This is a genomic window from Enterobacter sp., assembly GCF_977039595.1.
Window position 1 is genome coordinate 1 of record NZ_CDRQYH010000010.1, and the last position, 15,438, is coordinate 15,438.

Below are 15,438 nucleotides of genomic sequence, written 5' to 3' on the forward strand. Positions count from 1 at the left end.
AGGTCACGTATATTACGTTTTCCTCATTCAGAGTCAAGTGATTATTTTCGCTTTTCTCTGCTGGCGTTCATCTCTGAACCCCGCTAACCCGGCGGCCTGTAAGCCGTTGTTCCGTGTCAGTGGAGGCGCATTATAGGGAGTTCTCAGACGTTGACAACCCCTCTTTTAAAAAAAACTTTCAACCGTCTCTTTTTTGCTCAAAACCGTGCTATAGCGCCAGTTTTTCGAGCGTTTCAAAGCCATAACGGCGTAAAACGGGTAAAAGTTGCTCAGTCTCTTTCGTGATAGCCATACAAAACGCGATATTCGCATCGGTAGATTTCGCATCCGGCGCTTCGTGTTCCAGCAGCCAGGCAGTACGACGAGCGATAGCCGCACCCGAATCCACCAGGCGCGTCCCCTTCGGTAACACCTCCAATAACTCTTCCTGTAATAGCGGGAAGTGGGTACAGCCCAGCACAACGGTATCCGGAGGTTCGGGCATCCGCAGCCACGGACGAAGAATACGACGCAGCTCGTCGAGTGATACCGCCTTTCCATGCAGCTTCGCTTCGGCCATCTCCACCAGCTCGGCCGAGCCCAGCATCGCAATCTGACATTCGTTAGCAAAACGGTCGATCAGCTCGCGGGTATAAGGACGCTTTACCGTGCCTCGCGTTGCCAGCAAACCCACTATGCCGTTCGCCGTCAGACGCGCGGCAGGCTTTATTGCAGGGACGACGCCCACAACCGGGAACTGGAATTTTTCACGCAGGGCGGGAAGAGAAACGGTGCTCGCCGTATTACAGGCGATGACGGCCAGCGCAAGGGGATAGCGTTTTTGTACCGCAGTGACGATTTCAACTACACGCTCAACAATAAAATCTTCGCTCTTTTCCCCATACGGGAAAGCGACGTTATCGAAGGCGTAGATGTAATGGAGATCCGGCAGGAGATGCCGAATCTCATCATAGACCGAAAGCCCACCGACGCCGGAATCAAACACCAGCACGGTGGGACGCGGATTAGAAGGTGTAGCTGCCAGACAAGGTGTATTCCCGTCCTGCAGTTTGGTAGCCATAAACTGTCTCGTAATCTTTATCGAACAGGTTGGCTATTTTACCACGAACTGTAAGGTGTGAGGTGACAGGATACGAAACTGCGACATCCCACAGGCTTACACCGCCCATTTTCACGCGTTCTGACGAATAGGTGTCAGGATCAATCGCGACATCATAGCGGGTGCCCAGATAACGGTAGGCAAGGTTCCAGTCGAGATCCCATACCTGCCAGTCAAGCTGGTACTTAACCTGCTGCTTAGAACGGCGGGCCAGTACTTCGTTGGTTTTGGCATTACGCGGGTCGACATAATCATAGGAAATCTGATGTCTGACCGGGCCAGTATCGAACTGTGCCGTCGCTTCCACACCTTTAATACGTGCTTCGTCGACGTTGTAGTAACGATACGTATGCGGATCGCTGTTAATAAGATTATCAATGTCATTGCGATAGCCGGTGATACGCCAGTTGACCGGTCCCGTCAGACCTTCAAAGCCCCCTTCCCACTGTTTACTCTCCTCCGGTTTGAGGTCCGGATTACCGTAAGAAGCGCTGTGGATCTGGCTCATGGTTGGTGCTTTAAATGCGGTACCGTAGGAGGCAATCACGCGATAGCCATCCACAAACTCCCACGCCGCGCTGGTTTGCCATGTGCCATGGTTACCAAAGTTGGAGTTGTCATCATTACGCGCCGCCGCTTCCAGCGTCACGCTGCTGAACTGCTGCATTGCCGAAACAAACACGCCGGTATTGCGTTGCTCGTAACCTTTATCCAGGTAGCCCGTTCCGGCCTGCGTCTTCTGCTTTAGCCAGTCCAGACCTGCGCCAATGTTGCCGTGACCGACCTCCACGGTATTGAGCCATTGGGTGGTGTACTGCTTCACGTCATCCATGGTGGCGGAATCAGCGTAACGCCCTTTCTTCGGATCATAGTTCTGATCTTTACTGCGACCGTAACCCGCGACCAGCTGTGACTGGAAAATCCCCTGGTTGTAACGCAGACCGGTATCCCAGTTCTGGCTATAGAGCTGGCGAGTATCAGGTCGTCCATCCACCATAAAGTTGTCGTCGTAGTGATCGTAACCGTCGTACGCGGTGCGGTTGTCATAACCAAAGCCACGGAAAAAGCCGCTCACGCTGTCGGTAATCTGCTGTTCCACAGAGCCGTACAGCGATTTACTCATAAAGCCATCGCGGTCCGGCTGGCGCGGAGCATCTTTGGCATCAATATCAAAACCACGGGTATAGGTGTAGTTACCCGCCATGGTGATTTTGGTTTTATCCAGCACCTGCTGGAAAGCGCCGTCATAGGTCTGATAACCCTTAGAGCCGACGCCCGCTGAGATTTCCGCACCCGGCTTGTCACGTCCGGTGATGATGTTGATCACGCCGCCAATCGCATCGGAGCCATACAGGGCCGAACGCGGACCACGGATGTACTCAATACGCTGAATCAGCGAGGTCGGGATTTGGCTCAGATCGGGAACGTTGCTGATCCCGACGTTATTCAAAGGAATACCGTCAATCAGCACCAGCACATGGCGAGATTCCGTTCCGCGAATAAAAGTCGAAGAGTTCGAGCCCATTCCACCGCTTTGCGCGATATCCACGCCAGGCAGACGTGACATGATTTCCACCACGCTTCTGGCCTGCCAGCGTTCAATATCTTCGCGCGTCACCACGGACGTCGGTGCCAGAACAGTTTTTGCCGGTTGTTCAAAACGATTTGCCGTCACCACCAACGAGTCTGCGCTATCCTGCGCCCAGCCCGAAAATGCCGTGACGGACAACGCCGTCAACAGCGATACTTTTTTAATCATTGTTAAAGCATCCACAATATAAGAAGGATGCCGCAGGCCTCATCGATAGCACGCGATGATGAAACCAAATGCGACGTGATCCCGGCAGGTCTTCGGGCTAGGTGGCTATATAAGGATGAAGACTTCCCATTTTCACAGTGTCTACAACGCTCATCCCGCCAGTCTTTACCGCTGCGCGTCAGCTCCAGATTTACACTGGATTCCCTTTTCACTCTCAGGAGACCGGAAACAGAATGCTACAATTAGACACGTATGGATGTCCAGACAGCTATTGCCCATTAAATCTGGACATCCCCTGAACAATGCCTACAATCGCCGCGTAATTCTTTATCACTCAGGACGCATCATGACCCCAGAACACCTCCCGACAGAACAGTACGACGCGCAGCTGGCAGAAAAAGTTGTCCGCCTGCAAAGTATGATGACGCCTTTCAACGCGCCCGTTCCCGAGGTGTTCCGCTCTCCAGTCAGCCACTACCGCATGCGCGCCGAATTCCGCATCTGGCACGACGGTGACGACCTGTACCACATCATTTTCGATCAGCAGACGAAGTCCCGTATCCGCGTGGACAGCTTCCCGGCAGCGAGTGAGCTTATCAACCAGCTGATGACGCTGATAATGGACGGCGTGCGCAACAATCCGATGCTGCGTAACAAGCTGTTCCAGATTGACTACCTGACCACGCAAAGCAATCAGGCGATTGTTTCCCTGCTGTACCACAAAGCCCTGAACGACGAGTGGCGCGAGCAGGCAGAAGCGCTGCGCGATGCGCTACGGGCGCAGAACATCAACGTTCACCTGATTGGCCGGGCGACAAAAACCAAAATCATGCTGGATCAGGACTACGTAGACGAGCGCCTGCCTGTGGCGGGTAAAGAGATGGTTTATCGTCAGGTGGAAAACAGCTTCACCCAGCCGAATGCCGCGATGAACGTGCAGATGCTGGAGTGGGCGCTGAAGGCGACAGAAGGGTCAACGGGCGATCTGCTTGAGCTCTACTGCGGTAACGGCAACTTCTCGCTGGCGCTGGCGCGTAATTTCGACCGCGTCCTCGCAACGGAAATCGCCAAGCCGTCGGTAGCCGCCGCGCAGTACAATATTGCCGCTAACCATATCGACAACGTGCAGATCATTCGTATGGCCGCGGAAGAATTCACGCAGGCGATGAACGGCGTACGCCAGTTTAACCGCCTGGAAGGGATCGATCTGAAGAGTTACCAGTGTGAGACGATTTTTGTCGACCCGCCGCGCAGTGGCCTGGACAGCGAAACCGAGAAGATGGTGCAGGCGTACCCGCGTATTTTGTACATCTCCTGTAATCCGGAGACCCTGTGCAAGAACCTGGAAACGTTAGGCCAGACGCACAAGGTTGAACGTCTGGCACTGTTCGATCAGTTCCCGTATACGCACCATATGGAGTGCGGCGTACTTCTGACGGCTAAGTAAATATCCGGCATTTTTGGCAGGTGGAGCTTCGCTTACCTGCCCTACAAAATTCTCTACTCCGGTAACTGGCTCTTGCGGCTACGCATGCGCGAGCCAATCCAGAACACCAGCGCCACAGACAGTACCGCAGGGAAGAAGTTAGAGCCGATATCCGGATACTCCGCGCGCACCACCGTGCTATACAGCAATACGCCCAAAATAAAGCAGGCGGCGGCCAGCCCCGGTAACCCCACCGGCATGGTGCGGTTCAGGTAACGTTGATGCAGGCAGTAAACCGTCAGCACCAGCGCAATAAGCGGGAAAATCGAAAACGGCACGATGGAGCTAAAAATAGCGGCGAACGTACCATTAATGGATAAGCCAGCGATCAATGCCAGCAACAGCGTCCCTTTATCCTGACCTGAATGTTTCATTACTCACCTTCACTCTTCGGTTTGATGTGCCAGTTTCTCTTGTTCACGGCGATACCAGTAGTACGCGCCTTTGGAGATCATCCTGAGCTGCAATACCAGTCGCTCTTCAAGCTGCTTGCGTTGTTCAATGCTGACGTCCAGCGCTTCGGCACCCGCGCTGAACACTATCGTCACCATCGCCTCAGCCTGTGCTTCAGTAAACGCACGCGGCATATGGTTTTCGAGTTCAAGATAGTCGGCAAGTTCCGCGATGAAGTGCTGAATTTCACGCGCGACGGCGGCACGAAACGCCGCCGACGTGCCCGAACGTTCGCGCAGAAGCAGACGAAATGCGTTGGGGTTATTGCCGATAAATTCCATAAATGTCGACACGGAGGTACGGATCACGCTGCCCCCTTTGGCGATACGCTGACGCGCCTGGCGCATCAGCTGACGCAGCATCAGACCGCTCTCGTCGACCATGGTCAGGCCCAGTTCATCCACATCACGGAAATGACGATAGAAGGACGTTGGCGCAATCCCGGCCTCGCGTGCGACTTCGCGCAGGCTCAAACTGGCAAAACTCCGCTCAGCACTCAGTTGACTGAATGCGGCTTCCACCAGCGAACGCCGGGTTTTCTCTTTTTGTTGTGCTCTTACGCCCATCACGATAGTTGAATCCTTCCAAAGGCCTGATGGCACTATACCAGAGAATAAAATTAATCTGTTTGTCTGACTTTGTGAATGATTGTTTACGTGCGGTTTGTGCTCCACTGCCGGAAAAAAGCACAACGATAATTGGGTTACTCTGGCAATGATGTTATGATTCTGTTGCTTTTATGTATAAGAACAGGTAAGCCTTACCATGCCACATTCCTACGATTACGACGCAATAGTTATTGGTTCCGGCCCCGGCGGCGAAGGTGCTGCTATGGGTCTGGTGAAACAGGGAGCCACAGTAGCGGTCATCGAGCGCTACCATAATGTCGGCGGCGGTTGCACCCACTGGGGCACCATCCCTTCGAAAGCCCTCCGCCACGCCGTTAGCCGCATTATCGAATTTAACCAGAACCCTCTTTACAGCGACCACTCCCGACTTCTTCGTTCCTCTTTTGCTGACATCCTGAATCACGCGGATACCGTTATTAACCAGCAGACACGCATGCGTCAGGGATTTTATGAGCGTAACCACTGTGAAATTTTGCAGGGCAACGCGCATTTTGTGGATGAACATACCCTGGCACTCGAATGCCACGACGGTTCGGTTGAAACCATCACGGCTGAAAAATTTGTGATTGCCTGCGGTTCACGCCCGTACCATCCCGCCGACGTCGATTTCTCGCACCCGCGCGTCTACGACAGCGATTCGATTCTGAGCCTGCACCATGAACCCCGCCACGTCATTATTTATGGCGCAGGGGTCATTGGTTGCGAATATGCGTCGATCTTCCGCGGGATGGACGTCAAAGTTGACCTGATCAACACCCGCGACCGCCTGCTGGCTTTCCTCGATCAGGAGATGTCTGACTCCCTCTCCTACCACTTCTGGAACAGCGGCGTGGTGATTCGTCACAACGAAGAGTACGAGAAAATTGAAGGCTGTGACGACGGGGTGATCATGCACCTGAAGTCCGGCAAGAAGCTGAAAGCAGACTGCCTGCTGTACGCCAACGGCCGTACCGGCAACACCGATCCCCTGCAGCTGGAAAATATCGGGCTTGAGACCGACAGCCGTGGTCAGCTCAAGGTCAACAGCATGTATCAGACCGCCCTGCCGCACGTCTACGCGGTTGGCGACGTGATTGGCTACCCGAGCCTGGCCTCTGCCGCCTACGATCAGGGTCGAATTGCCGCTCAGGCGCTGGTGAAGGGTGAAGCAACGGCGCACCTGATTGAAGATATTCCGACGGGCATCTATACCATCCCGGAAATCAGTTCAGTCGGGAAAACCGAGCAGCAGCTGACGTCAATGAAGGTGCCTTACGAGGTGGGTCGTGCGCAGTTTAAACATCTGGCGCGGGCGCAAATCGTGGGGATGAGCGTGGGAACGCTGAAGATCCTCTTCCATCGCGAGACGAAAGAGATCCTCGGTATTCACTGCTTTGGTGAACGCGCGGCGGAAATCATTCATATCGGCCAGGCGATAATGGAGCAGAAAGGCGGTGGTAACACCATTGAATACTTTGTTAACACCACCTTTAACTACCCGACCATGGCGGAAGCCTATCGGGTAGCTGCGCTGAACGGCTTAAACCGCCTGTTTTAACGCGCTGTCGAAATGGCCATCCATCGAACCACGGATGGCCTCTGCCAGCTGCTCATAGCGGCTGCGCAGCGGTGAACCCGGACGATAAACCAGGCCAATCGTACGACGCGGTTCCGGCTTAATGCACGGCAGATAGACCACGCCATCACGTTTACGCTCGTGCGGCACCGCCAGCGCGGGCAGAAGCGTAATACCGCTTCCCGCCGCCACCATATTACGCAGCGTTTCCAGACTGGTTGCCCGGAAATGGGTATCTTCATCGGCACCCGCTTCGAAGCAGAAGCCCATAGCCTGGTCGCGCAGGCAGTGGCCATCTTCCAGCATCAGCACCTTTTCACCGGCCAGATCGGCCATCGGCACGCGATCGCGGTTCGCCCACGGGTGATCTTCATAGATCGCCAGCATCATCGGCTCATCGAACAGCGGTACTTCAATAAAGGCTTCACTCTCTTTTACCAGTGCCAGAATAGCGCAGTCGAGCTTGCCGCTGTCCAGCTGCGCCAGCAGCTGATGGGTTTGCGCTTCGTGCAGGTACATTTCGAGTTTCGGGAACGTCTGGTGCAGCATCGGAATGATGTGCGGCAACAGGTACGGGCCAACGGTTGGGATCAGGCCAATATGCAGCGGGCCGGACATTGCCTCCCCCTGCTGGCTTGCCATTTCCTTGAGCACTTTGACCTCGCGCAGCACCGTGCGCGCCTGATCCACCAGCAGAAGACCTGCCTGTGTGAACAGAACCTTACGGCTGGTGCGCTCCAGCAGCATCACGCCCAGCTCGTCTTCCAGCTTGCGGATCTGGCCGCTCAGCGTGGGCTGGCTGACGTGGCAGGAGTCTGCCGCGCGGCGAAAGTGACGATGCTCGGCTAACGCTACCAGGTATTCAAGATCACGAATATTCATTATTCATCCTCCGTCGCCACGATAGTTCATGGCGATAGATAGCATAGCAATGAACGATTATCCCTATCAAGCATTCTGTTGAATAATACACCACATAGACGAGGCGGCACGTGTTTGACCCTTGACGTCCCCGCTCCGTCAGCGAGTTTCTCTCAAAACTCGAACAACTAAAGCCAACGTGAACTTTTGCGGACCCCGTGGTCCGCTTTTTTTTGCGTAAAAAAGGCCGGATATAAAAACAAAATGGCAACCGAAGCGATCGTTTTTAATGTTTACTCCCTTTCCCCCATACATTTTCATAAGCATCTCTTATCTGACGCAATGCGAATTAAATTTCGTAAATTGCCCGCATTTATTCGTTTGCTGAACCGTTTTCGCAGCAATTGACGACGGGGGTTTTACGTGGCTTTATAAAGGGAGATGACAAAATAATGTCCAGAAGATTTTCGCCTGGGCATAAACAAAAATGATGGGGTGACTGGGTTTTTATGAACGAACAATATTCCGCGTTGCGTAGTAATGTCAGTATGCTCGGCAAAGTGCTTGGAGATACCATCAAAGACGCGTTGGGGGAGAACATCCTCGACCGCGTTGAAACCATCCGCAAGCTGTCTAAATCTTCCCGTGCCGGTAACGAGGCCAGTCGTCAGGAGCTGCTCACCACCTTGCAGAACCTCTCTAACGATGAGCTGCTGCCCGTTGCGCGCGCATTCAGCCAGTTCCTGAACCTGGCCAATACCGCTGAGCAATACCACAGCATTTCGCCGAATGGCGAAGCGGCAAGCAACCCGGAAGTCATTGCCCGCACCCTGCGTAAACTGAAAGACCAGCCAGACCTCAACGAGGCCACCATCAAAAAAGCGGTAGAGTCGCTTTCGCTGGAGCTGGTGCTGACCGCACACCCAACCGAAATTACCCGTCGCACCCTGATCCACAAAATGGTGGAAGTGAACAACTGTCTGAAGCAGTTGGATAATAAAGACATTGCCGACTACGAACGCAACCAGCTGATGCGCCGTCTGCGCCAGCTTATTGCCCAGTCCTGGCACACCGATGAAATTCGTAAGCATCGCCCAAGCCCGGTGGACGAAGCTAAATGGGGCTTTGCGGTGGTGGAAAACAGCCTGTGGGAAGGGGTGCCGAACTACCTGCGCGAGCTGAACGAACAGCTGGAAGAGAACCTTGGCTACCGCCTGCCGGTCGATTTCGTTCCGGTCCGCTTCACCTCCTGGATGGGCGGCGACCGCGACGGCAACCCGAACGTGACCGCGGAAATTACCCGTCACGTCCTGCTGCTGAGCCGCTGGAAAGCGACCGACCTGTTCCTGAAAGACATTCAGGTGCTGATCTCCGAGCTGTCGATGGTTGAAGCGACGCCGGAACTACGCGCGCTGGCAGGTGAAGAGGGTGCCAGCGAACCGTACCGTTTCCTGATGAAAAAACTGCGCGGTCAGCTGATGGCCACTCAGGCGTGGCTGGAAGCGCGTCTGAAAGGTCAGCGCCTGCCAAAACCAGAAGGCCTGCTCAGCCAGAACGAACAGCTCTGGGAGCCGCTGTACGCCTGTTATAAATCACTCCAGGCCTGCGGGATGGGCATCATCGCTAACGGCGAACTGCTCGACACCCTGCGCCGCGTGAAGTGTTTCGGCGTGCCGCTGGTGCGTATCGACGTACGTCAGGAAAGTACCCGCCATACCGAAGCGCTGGGCGAGCTGACCCGCTACCTCGGCATCGGCGACTATGAAAGCTGGTCCGAAGCCGACAAACAGGCCTTCCTGATCCGCGAGCTGAACTCGAAGCGCCCTCTGCTGCCGCGCAACTGGGAGCCAAGCAACGAAACCCGCGAAGTGCTCAACACCTGTAAAGCGATCGTGGACGCGCCGAAAGGATCGGTGGCCGCCTATGTGATCTCTATGGCGAAGACCCCTTCCGACGTGCTGGGCGTTCACCTTCTGCTGAAAGAAGCGGGAATCGACTACGCCCTGCCGGTCGCCCCGCTGTTTGAGACCCTCGACGACCTGAATAACGCCAACGACGTCATGACCCAGCTGCTGAATATCGACTGGTACCGCGGCTTTATCCAGGGCAAACAGATGGTGATGATTGGCTATTCCGATTCCGCGAAAGATGCAGGCGTGATGGCGGCATCCTGGGCGCAGTATCAGGCGCAGGACGCCCTGATCAAAACCTGCGAGAAAGCCGGTATCGAGCTGACCCTGTTCCACGGACGCGGTGGCTCAATTGGCCGTGGCGGCGCACCTGCACATGCAGCCCTTCTGTCACAGCCGCCGGGAAGCCTGAAAGGCGGCCTGCGCGTCACCGAGCAGGGCGAGATGATCCGCTTCAAATACGGTCTGCCGGAAGTGACCATCAGCAGCCTGTCGCTTTATACCAGCGCTATCCTGGAAGCAAACCTGCTGCCGCCGCCGGAGCCGAAAGCGTCCTGGTGCCATATCATGGACGAACTGTCTGACATCTCCTGCGATCTGTACCGCGGCTACGTACGTGAAAACAAAGATTTCGTTCCTTACTTCCGCTCGGCCACGCCTGAGCAGGAGCTGGGTAAACTGCCGCTGGGCTCACGTCCTGCGAAGCGTCGCCCAACCGGTGGCGTAGAGTCTCTGCGCGCGATCCCGTGGATCTTCGCCTGGACGCAAAACCGTTTGATGCTGCCCGCCTGGCTGGGTGCCGGTGCCGCGCTGCAAAAAGTGGTGGAAGACGGCAAACAGAGCGAGCTGGAGACCATGTGTCGCGACTGGCCATTCTTCTCTACCCGTCTGGGCATGCTGGAGATGGTCTTCTCGAAAGCTGACCTGTGGCTGGCGGAATACTACGATCAGCGTCTGGTGAAACCTGAGCTGTGGGCGCTGGGCAAAGAGCTGCGCGAACTGCTGGAAGGCGACATCAAAGTGGTTCTGGACATCGCCAACGACTCACACCTGATGGCGGACCTGCCGTGGATTGCCGAGTCTATTCAACTGCGTAACATTTACACCGACCCGCTGAACGTCCTGCAGGCAGAGCTGCTGCACCGTTCGCGTCTGGCGGAAGAAGAAGGGAAAGAGCCGGATCCGCGTGTTGAACAGGCGCTGATGGTGACGATTGCGGGCGTTGCGGCGGGTATGCGTAACACCGGCTAATGCTTTACGCCCGGCGGCGCTGCGCTTGCACGGGCCTACGATAAGTAGGCCGGGTAAGCGTTAGCGCCACCCGGCAATGCCCTGGTATCAACACCATGCACCACGACATTACCTACATCCTGAATGACCTGATCAACGGCACAACGCCGCTGCATGAGGTGCATTTTGCAAACCCCGCGACCTCCGCCCCCGAACTTGCCTTGCAGGTCGATTTTCCACGTCTGGAGATCGCGATCGAAGGATCTATGAAAGACCTGGCTGGCTGCGTATTACAGCAGGGGGATGTTTTATACGTCCCGGCTGGCGGCTGGAATAATCCACAATGGCAAGCCCCCGCAACAACGCTGAGCATCCTGTTTGGCAAACAGCAGCTTGGGTTTAGCCTTATACACTGGGATGGCGTAGACGTTCGTAACCTGGCAAAGCAGAACGTTGCCCGCCGTGGTCCGCGTATTGGATCGCTACTCTTACAGACGCTTCATGAAATACAGATGCAGCCCCATGAGCAACAAACCGCGCGGCTGATTATCGCCAGCCTGCTTAGCCACTGCGTCGACCTGCTGGGTAGCCAGATCCAAACCGCCTCCCGCAGTCAGGCTTTATTTGAAGCGATTCGGATCTATATTGACGAACACTACGCCACCCCGCTTACCCGGGAATCCGTCGCGCAGGCTTTTTATATCTCCCCAAACTACCTGTCGCATCTGTTTCAGAAAACGGGCGCAGTGGGTTTCAATGAATACCTGACGCATACCCGGCTGGAACACGCTCGCCAGTTGCTGAAAGGGTATGATTTAAAAGTGAAAGAGGTGGCGCATGCCTGCGGATTTATTGACAGCAACTATTTCTGCCGGTTGTTTCGTAAAAATACCGAGCGTTCGCCGTCAGAATACCGTCGTCAGTATCACAGCCAGCTCACCGGGAAGACCGCTAGTCCAGAATGACCTGAGTATGCTGCGGAGCGGCTAATATCTTACGCACCGCCCCCATCACCTTTTGTGGATCACGTAAAAAGGCGCTAATACCGCACTTCACGTAGCGCGCATTCTCGAAACGCTCACTGCCCGCCAGTTCTATATCGGTAATCAGCAATACGACATCGGCACGCTGAATGTCGTCTTCCGTAAGCTCGCTCTCGATGCCCAGCGCTCCCTGCGTCTCGATGTTAACACTCCACCTCTCCTGCTGGCAGAGCTTTTCCAGCCGTTCGGCAGCCATATAGGTATGCGCGACGCCACTGACGCACGCGGTCACCGCCACCAGATGACGTCCCGTTATCACTGTCATATTCAGCCTCCCAGGGTAACATTGAAACCTTCTCGCTCTGCCCGTTGACGCATCGCTGACACCTCATCTTCTGTCGGAGGGATAACTTGCCGCATGCCCCACTCCTGTCCCAGCAGACGGTATTTTGGCTCCCCATACTGATGAAAGGGCAATAAATGCAGCTGTCGTATTCCTGAAGGTAGCAGGAAATCCAGTACGCGCGTCATGTTCGTTTCGTTGAGCGTATAGCCCGGAATAAGCGGCACGCGGGGAATCACGTTTATCCCGTCAGCCACCAGCTGGCGGAAATTATCCAGCACTCTGGGAAGATTCATTACCACAATCGATTGGGCCAGATCCGCGTCCATGATCTTCAAATCAAACAGCACTTCATCACACTGGCGAGCCAGCGGCATTAATCGGGACAAAGGGGTATCGCCTGCCGTTTCGATGGCCGTATGCACGCCGAATCGACGCAGCCTTTGTAGTAGCCGTGTCGCGAAAGGTGCCTGCAGCAATACTTCCCCACCCGAAAGCGTCACTCCGCCTCCCGAGGAACGAAAGAAGACATCGTCTTTCATGACCTCTTTTTCCAGCTCATCCAGCGTAACGTCCCGCCCGATAGGCTCAAATGCGCCGGAGGGGCACTCATCAACGTCCCGTAAACAGGGGGCGCAGTTAAGACATTTACTCTCTCTGCGCACCATCTCGATTTTCGGCGAAATCGACTCTGGATTCGCACACCACGGACAGCGGTGAGGGCAGCCTTTAAAAAAGACAACCGTACGGATGCCGCGTCCGTCATTCAATGAGTAGCGCTGAATATTGAAAATACGCGCCACCTCGGCGCGCGCTTCAACCACGTCACAGCTGATGCGCTGTGCGGCGGATAATGTCATCCTGGATCTCCTTCGATAACTCAACAAAGAAGGCGCTGTAGCCAGCAACGCGTACCACCAGCCCGGCAAAATCCTGTGGACGCTGTTGCGCTTCACGCAATGTCTCCGCGTTCACCACGTTGAACTGGATATGCTGCAACTTAAGCTGGGTGAAAGCGCGAAGGAAATCAGCCAGCTTTTGCAGCCCGGCATCGCCTTCCAGCGTCGCAGGGGTAAATTTAACGTTTAGCAGCGTACCGTTAGATAGCAGATAGTTATCCAGCTTGCTTACCGATTTAAGTACCGCCGTTGGGCCCTGCATATCTTGCCCAAGCATCGGCGAAAGCCCACCGTCTGTCAGCTGTTCGCCGGCAAAGCGGCCATCGGGCGTGGCCCCCACCACCGCCCCGAGCGGCACGTGTGCCGACACGGTATAAGACCCCGGAGTGAAGTGCCCGCCGCGCGGGTTCCGGTATTTTTCGACCTCTTTACAGTAATGGCGCAGCAGTTCAGCGCTGATGTTGTCGACATCATCGATATCATTGCCGTATTTTTCGAAGCGATTAATCAACCGTGCGCGGATTTTTTTGCCCTCTGGCGTGGCAAAGTTAGCGTTCAATACGGCTAATAGCTCATCAAAACTTAAGCGATGCTGTTCAAAAACCAGCCCTTTCAGGGCGTGCAGTGAATCACTCAGATTGGCTATCCCGATCCCCTGAACGCCAGAAAAGTTATAGCGCGCGCCACCCTCGGTAATATCTTTCCCTGATTCCAGACAATCGCTTATGAATGAAGAGAGTAACGGCACCGGTGCCCAGTCGCGATGGCCGATATCGCAGATATTGCTCCCCTCAACCATTAGCGCAATATAGTGGTTAATTTTGGCGCGGATATGGTCCAGCAGGCCTTCATAACTCAGCGCTGCGTTACCTTCGTTCTCCTGCATCGCGATTTCCATTACCTTCAGCAGGTTAAACATCGCGATATCATGCAGACCGTAGGTTTTACCCGGAATCGACAGTTCTACACAGCCAACCACCGCGTAGTCGCGCGCGTCTTCCAGCGACACCCCCCGATTAAGGAAAGCAGGCACCACCACTTCATCATTGAAAATCTGCGGGATACCGGTGCCCAGGCGGATCGTCTCCGCCGTTTTAAGCAGGAAAGGTCGGTCGATAAGTTCGTTAACCCGTACGCCGAGGTTCGGCTGCGGAAGCTGAACCCTCTGGTAAGCATCCAGGCACAGGAAGGAAAGTACATTCACTGCGCTCCGACCGCTCTCCGTTAAGCCGCCCAACAACGCGGTATAACCCGTCGGAAAACCAGCAAAATAACGTGCGCTACTGGTCGAACGTAAAAGCACCACGTCATTGCATTTCACCCACAGCGATTCCAGTAGCTCTTTCAGAAATTCGGGATCGTCCCCCTGCGAGAGTGAAGCCTGATAAAACGGCAACATATACTGGTCGAAGCGCCCGATAGAAAGCGAGCTGGCGTTAGATTCGTATTGCAAAATGACGTTCATATACCAGAACAGCTGACACGCCTGCCAGAACGTTTGCGGCTTATGCTGCGCGTTATGACGCGAGATTTCGGCAATCTTACATAGTTCTTCACGCCGTGAAGCTTCATCACAGCCGGACGCAAGCCTTTCAGCCAGCGCGGCATAGCGCAGAATATGACGCTGGGATGCTTCAAGCAGAATCAGCGCGGCGGCATAGAACATGTTCTGGGCATCGCGGGCACAATATTCTCGCATTTGCGCCACCAGCGCACCCAGCCCGTTATTCAGCAGGCGCGGATAATCAATAATGATATGCCCCTGCCCTTTGTCCGTCTGATTGACGCTGAAAATTTGCGTCCCCACGGCGGCTTTCACCTCATCCGTCATCTGGCTGTTGATGAAATCCTTCATCGACCGTTTTTCCCAGTAGGGATACAGCACGTCACGGTAAATCTGCTTATCCGCTTCGCCGATCTCGAAGCGGTCCTGCGGGCGTGTGGAAAACTGGTCCAGCTCCTTAAGCAGCCAGTACGGATCCATCTCAGGAGACATAATGCCCGCACGCGGTTTAACGGTCCGGTTTCCCGCAATCAGTTCCTCATCACGAATCGCGATGTTCACATGGTCCAGAATGTACGCCGTGGCTTTTGCTCTCCTGAGGATAACCGGCTCGCCCTCCGTCTGCTGATGGCTGGCGGTATAGAGCAAAGCACGCTCAAGCGAGATTTCACGTGGACTGGCAAAAAGAGCGTCTTTCAAACGCTGGGTACGATTCGTCATGAGGGAA

General features: G+C 54.9%; 12 protein-coding genes and 1 riboswitch. Of the genes, 4 read left to right on the forward strand and 8 right to left on the reverse strand.

The genetic code is table 11. From position 1 onward, the window contains the following. Positions 1–208: 208 nt before the first annotated feature. Positions 209–1,060 (reverse strand): glutamate racemase, encoded by an 852-nt coding sequence (gene murI, locus ACWYRJ_RS05115; RefSeq protein ID WP_163365098.1) that lies wholly within the window; start codon positions 1,058–1,060, stop codon positions 209–211. After that, on the reverse strand, positions 1,005–2,858 hold the full coding sequence (btuB, locus tag ACWYRJ_RS05120) for a TonB-dependent vitamin B12 receptor BtuB (protein WP_455507511.1): 1,854 nt from the start codon (positions 2,856–2,858) through the stop codon (positions 1,005–1,007). The genes murI and btuB overlap by 56 nt, the downstream gene beginning before the upstream one ends. A 66-nt stretch (positions 2,859–2,924) precedes the next feature. After that, a riboswitch (cobalamin riboswitch) is annotated at positions 2,925–3,100 on the reverse strand. Positions 3,101–3,204: 104 nt separating this feature from the next. On the opposite strand from btuB, the gene trmA reads away from it, so the two are divergent. Then, complete coding sequence (gene trmA / locus ACWYRJ_RS05125) at positions 3,205–4,305, forward strand: tRNA (uridine(54)-C5)-methyltransferase TrmA (protein ID WP_111963978.1); 1,101 nt, start codon at positions 3,205–3,207, stop codon at positions 4,303–4,305. A 53-nt stretch (positions 4,306–4,358) separates the two neighbouring features. On the opposite strand, the gene ACWYRJ_RS05130 is transcribed toward trmA, so the two are convergent. Further along, entirely contained in the window at positions 4,359–4,718 is a 360-nt protein-coding gene (locus tag ACWYRJ_RS05130; protein WP_455507512.1) for a YijD family membrane protein, read from the reverse strand. Positions 4,719–4,727: 9 nt separating this feature from the next. Continuing rightward, entirely contained in the window at positions 4,728–5,366 is a 639-nt protein-coding gene (gene fabR / locus ACWYRJ_RS05135; RefSeq protein WP_008501784.1) for an HTH-type transcriptional repressor FabR, read from the reverse strand. A 196-nt stretch (positions 5,367–5,562) separates the two neighbouring features. On the opposite strand from fabR, the gene sthA reads away from it, so the two are divergent. After that, entirely contained in the window at positions 5,563–6,963 is a 1,401-nt protein-coding gene (gene sthA / locus ACWYRJ_RS05140) for a Si-specific NAD(P)(+) transhydrogenase (RefSeq protein WP_455507513.1), read from the forward strand. Here the strand turns inward: sthA and oxyR are convergent. After that, a complete protein-coding gene (oxyR, locus tag ACWYRJ_RS05145) occupies positions 6,946–7,863 on the reverse strand; it encodes a DNA-binding transcriptional regulator OxyR (protein WP_455507514.1) in 918 nt (305 codons plus the stop codon). The genes sthA and oxyR overlap by 18 nt on opposite strands. Positions 7,864–8,351: 488 nt before the next feature. Between oxyR and ppc the strand changes: the two genes are divergently transcribed. Next, positions 8,352–11,003, forward strand: coding sequence for a phosphoenolpyruvate carboxylase (gene ppc / locus ACWYRJ_RS05150; RefSeq protein ID WP_047653049.1), 2,652 nt, complete (start codon positions 8,352–8,354; stop codon positions 11,001–11,003). Between the two features lie 95 nt (positions 11,004–11,098). Further along, positions 11,099–11,947 carry a helix-turn-helix transcriptional regulator gene (locus ACWYRJ_RS05155; RefSeq protein ID WP_455507515.1) on the forward strand — a complete coding sequence of 283 codons (849 nt, stop codon included), beginning with the start codon at positions 11,099–11,101 and terminating at the stop codon, positions 11,945–11,947. Here ACWYRJ_RS05155 and ACWYRJ_RS05160 read toward each other — a convergent pair. From ACWYRJ_RS05160 to ACWYRJ_RS05170, 3 genes are read right to left on the reverse strand one after another with little or no spacing between them, the layout of a single operon-like run. After that, a complete protein-coding gene (locus ACWYRJ_RS05160) occupies positions 11,934–12,290 on the reverse strand; it encodes a PTS fructose-like transporter subunit IIB (protein ID WP_455507516.1) in 357 nt (118 codons plus the stop codon). The genes ACWYRJ_RS05155 and ACWYRJ_RS05160 overlap by 14 nt on opposite strands. A gap of 2 nt (positions 12,291–12,292) precedes the next feature. Beyond that, entirely contained in the window at positions 12,293–13,168 is an 876-nt protein-coding gene (locus ACWYRJ_RS05165) for a [formate-C-acetyltransferase]-activating enzyme (RefSeq protein WP_455507517.1), read from the reverse strand. Beyond that, positions 13,134–15,431: a formate C-acetyltransferase gene (locus ACWYRJ_RS05170; RefSeq protein ID WP_455507518.1), complete on the reverse strand. Its 2,298-nt coding sequence runs from the start codon at positions 15,429–15,431 to the stop codon at positions 13,134–13,136. The genes ACWYRJ_RS05165 and ACWYRJ_RS05170 overlap by 35 nt, the downstream gene beginning before the upstream one ends. Positions 15,432–15,438 lie beyond the last annotated feature (7 nt).

Excerpts from the sequence above, each read along its gene's own strand:
- murI (WP_163365098.1), bottom strand. The coding sequence starts at position 1,060 with ATGGCTACCAAACTGCAGGACGGGAATACACCTTGTCTGGCAGCTACA.
- btuB (WP_455507511.1), bottom strand. The coding sequence starts at position 2,858 with ATGATTAAAAAAGTATCGCTGTTGACGGCGTTGTCCGTCACGGCATTT.
- trmA (WP_111963978.1), top strand. The coding sequence starts at position 3,205 with ATGACCCCAGAACACCTCCCGACAGAACAGTACGACGCGCAGCTGGCA.
- ACWYRJ_RS05130 (WP_455507512.1), bottom strand. The coding sequence starts at position 4,718 with ATGAAACATTCAGGTCAGGATAAAGGGACGCTGTTGCTGGCATTGATC.
- sthA (WP_455507513.1), top strand. The coding sequence starts at position 5,563 with ATGCCACATTCCTACGATTACGACGCAATAGTTATTGGTTCCGGCCCC.
- oxyR (WP_455507514.1), bottom strand. The coding sequence starts at position 7,863 with ATGAATATTCGTGATCTTGAATACCTGGTAGCGTTAGCCGAGCATCGT.
- ppc (WP_047653049.1), top strand. The coding sequence starts at position 8,352 with ATGAACGAACAATATTCCGCGTTGCGTAGTAATGTCAGTATGCTCGGC.
- ACWYRJ_RS05155 (WP_455507515.1), top strand. The coding sequence starts at position 11,099 with ATGCACCACGACATTACCTACATCCTGAATGACCTGATCAACGGCACA.
- ACWYRJ_RS05160 (WP_455507516.1), bottom strand. The coding sequence starts at position 12,290 with ATGACAGTGATAACGGGACGTCATCTGGTGGCGGTGACCGCGTGCGTC.
- ACWYRJ_RS05165 (WP_455507517.1), bottom strand. The coding sequence starts at position 13,168 with ATGACATTATCCGCCGCACAGCGCATCAGCTGTGACGTGGTTGAAGCG.
- ACWYRJ_RS05170 (WP_455507518.1), bottom strand. The coding sequence starts at position 15,431 with ATGACGAATCGTACCCAGCGTTTGAAAGACGCTCTTTTTGCCAGTCCA.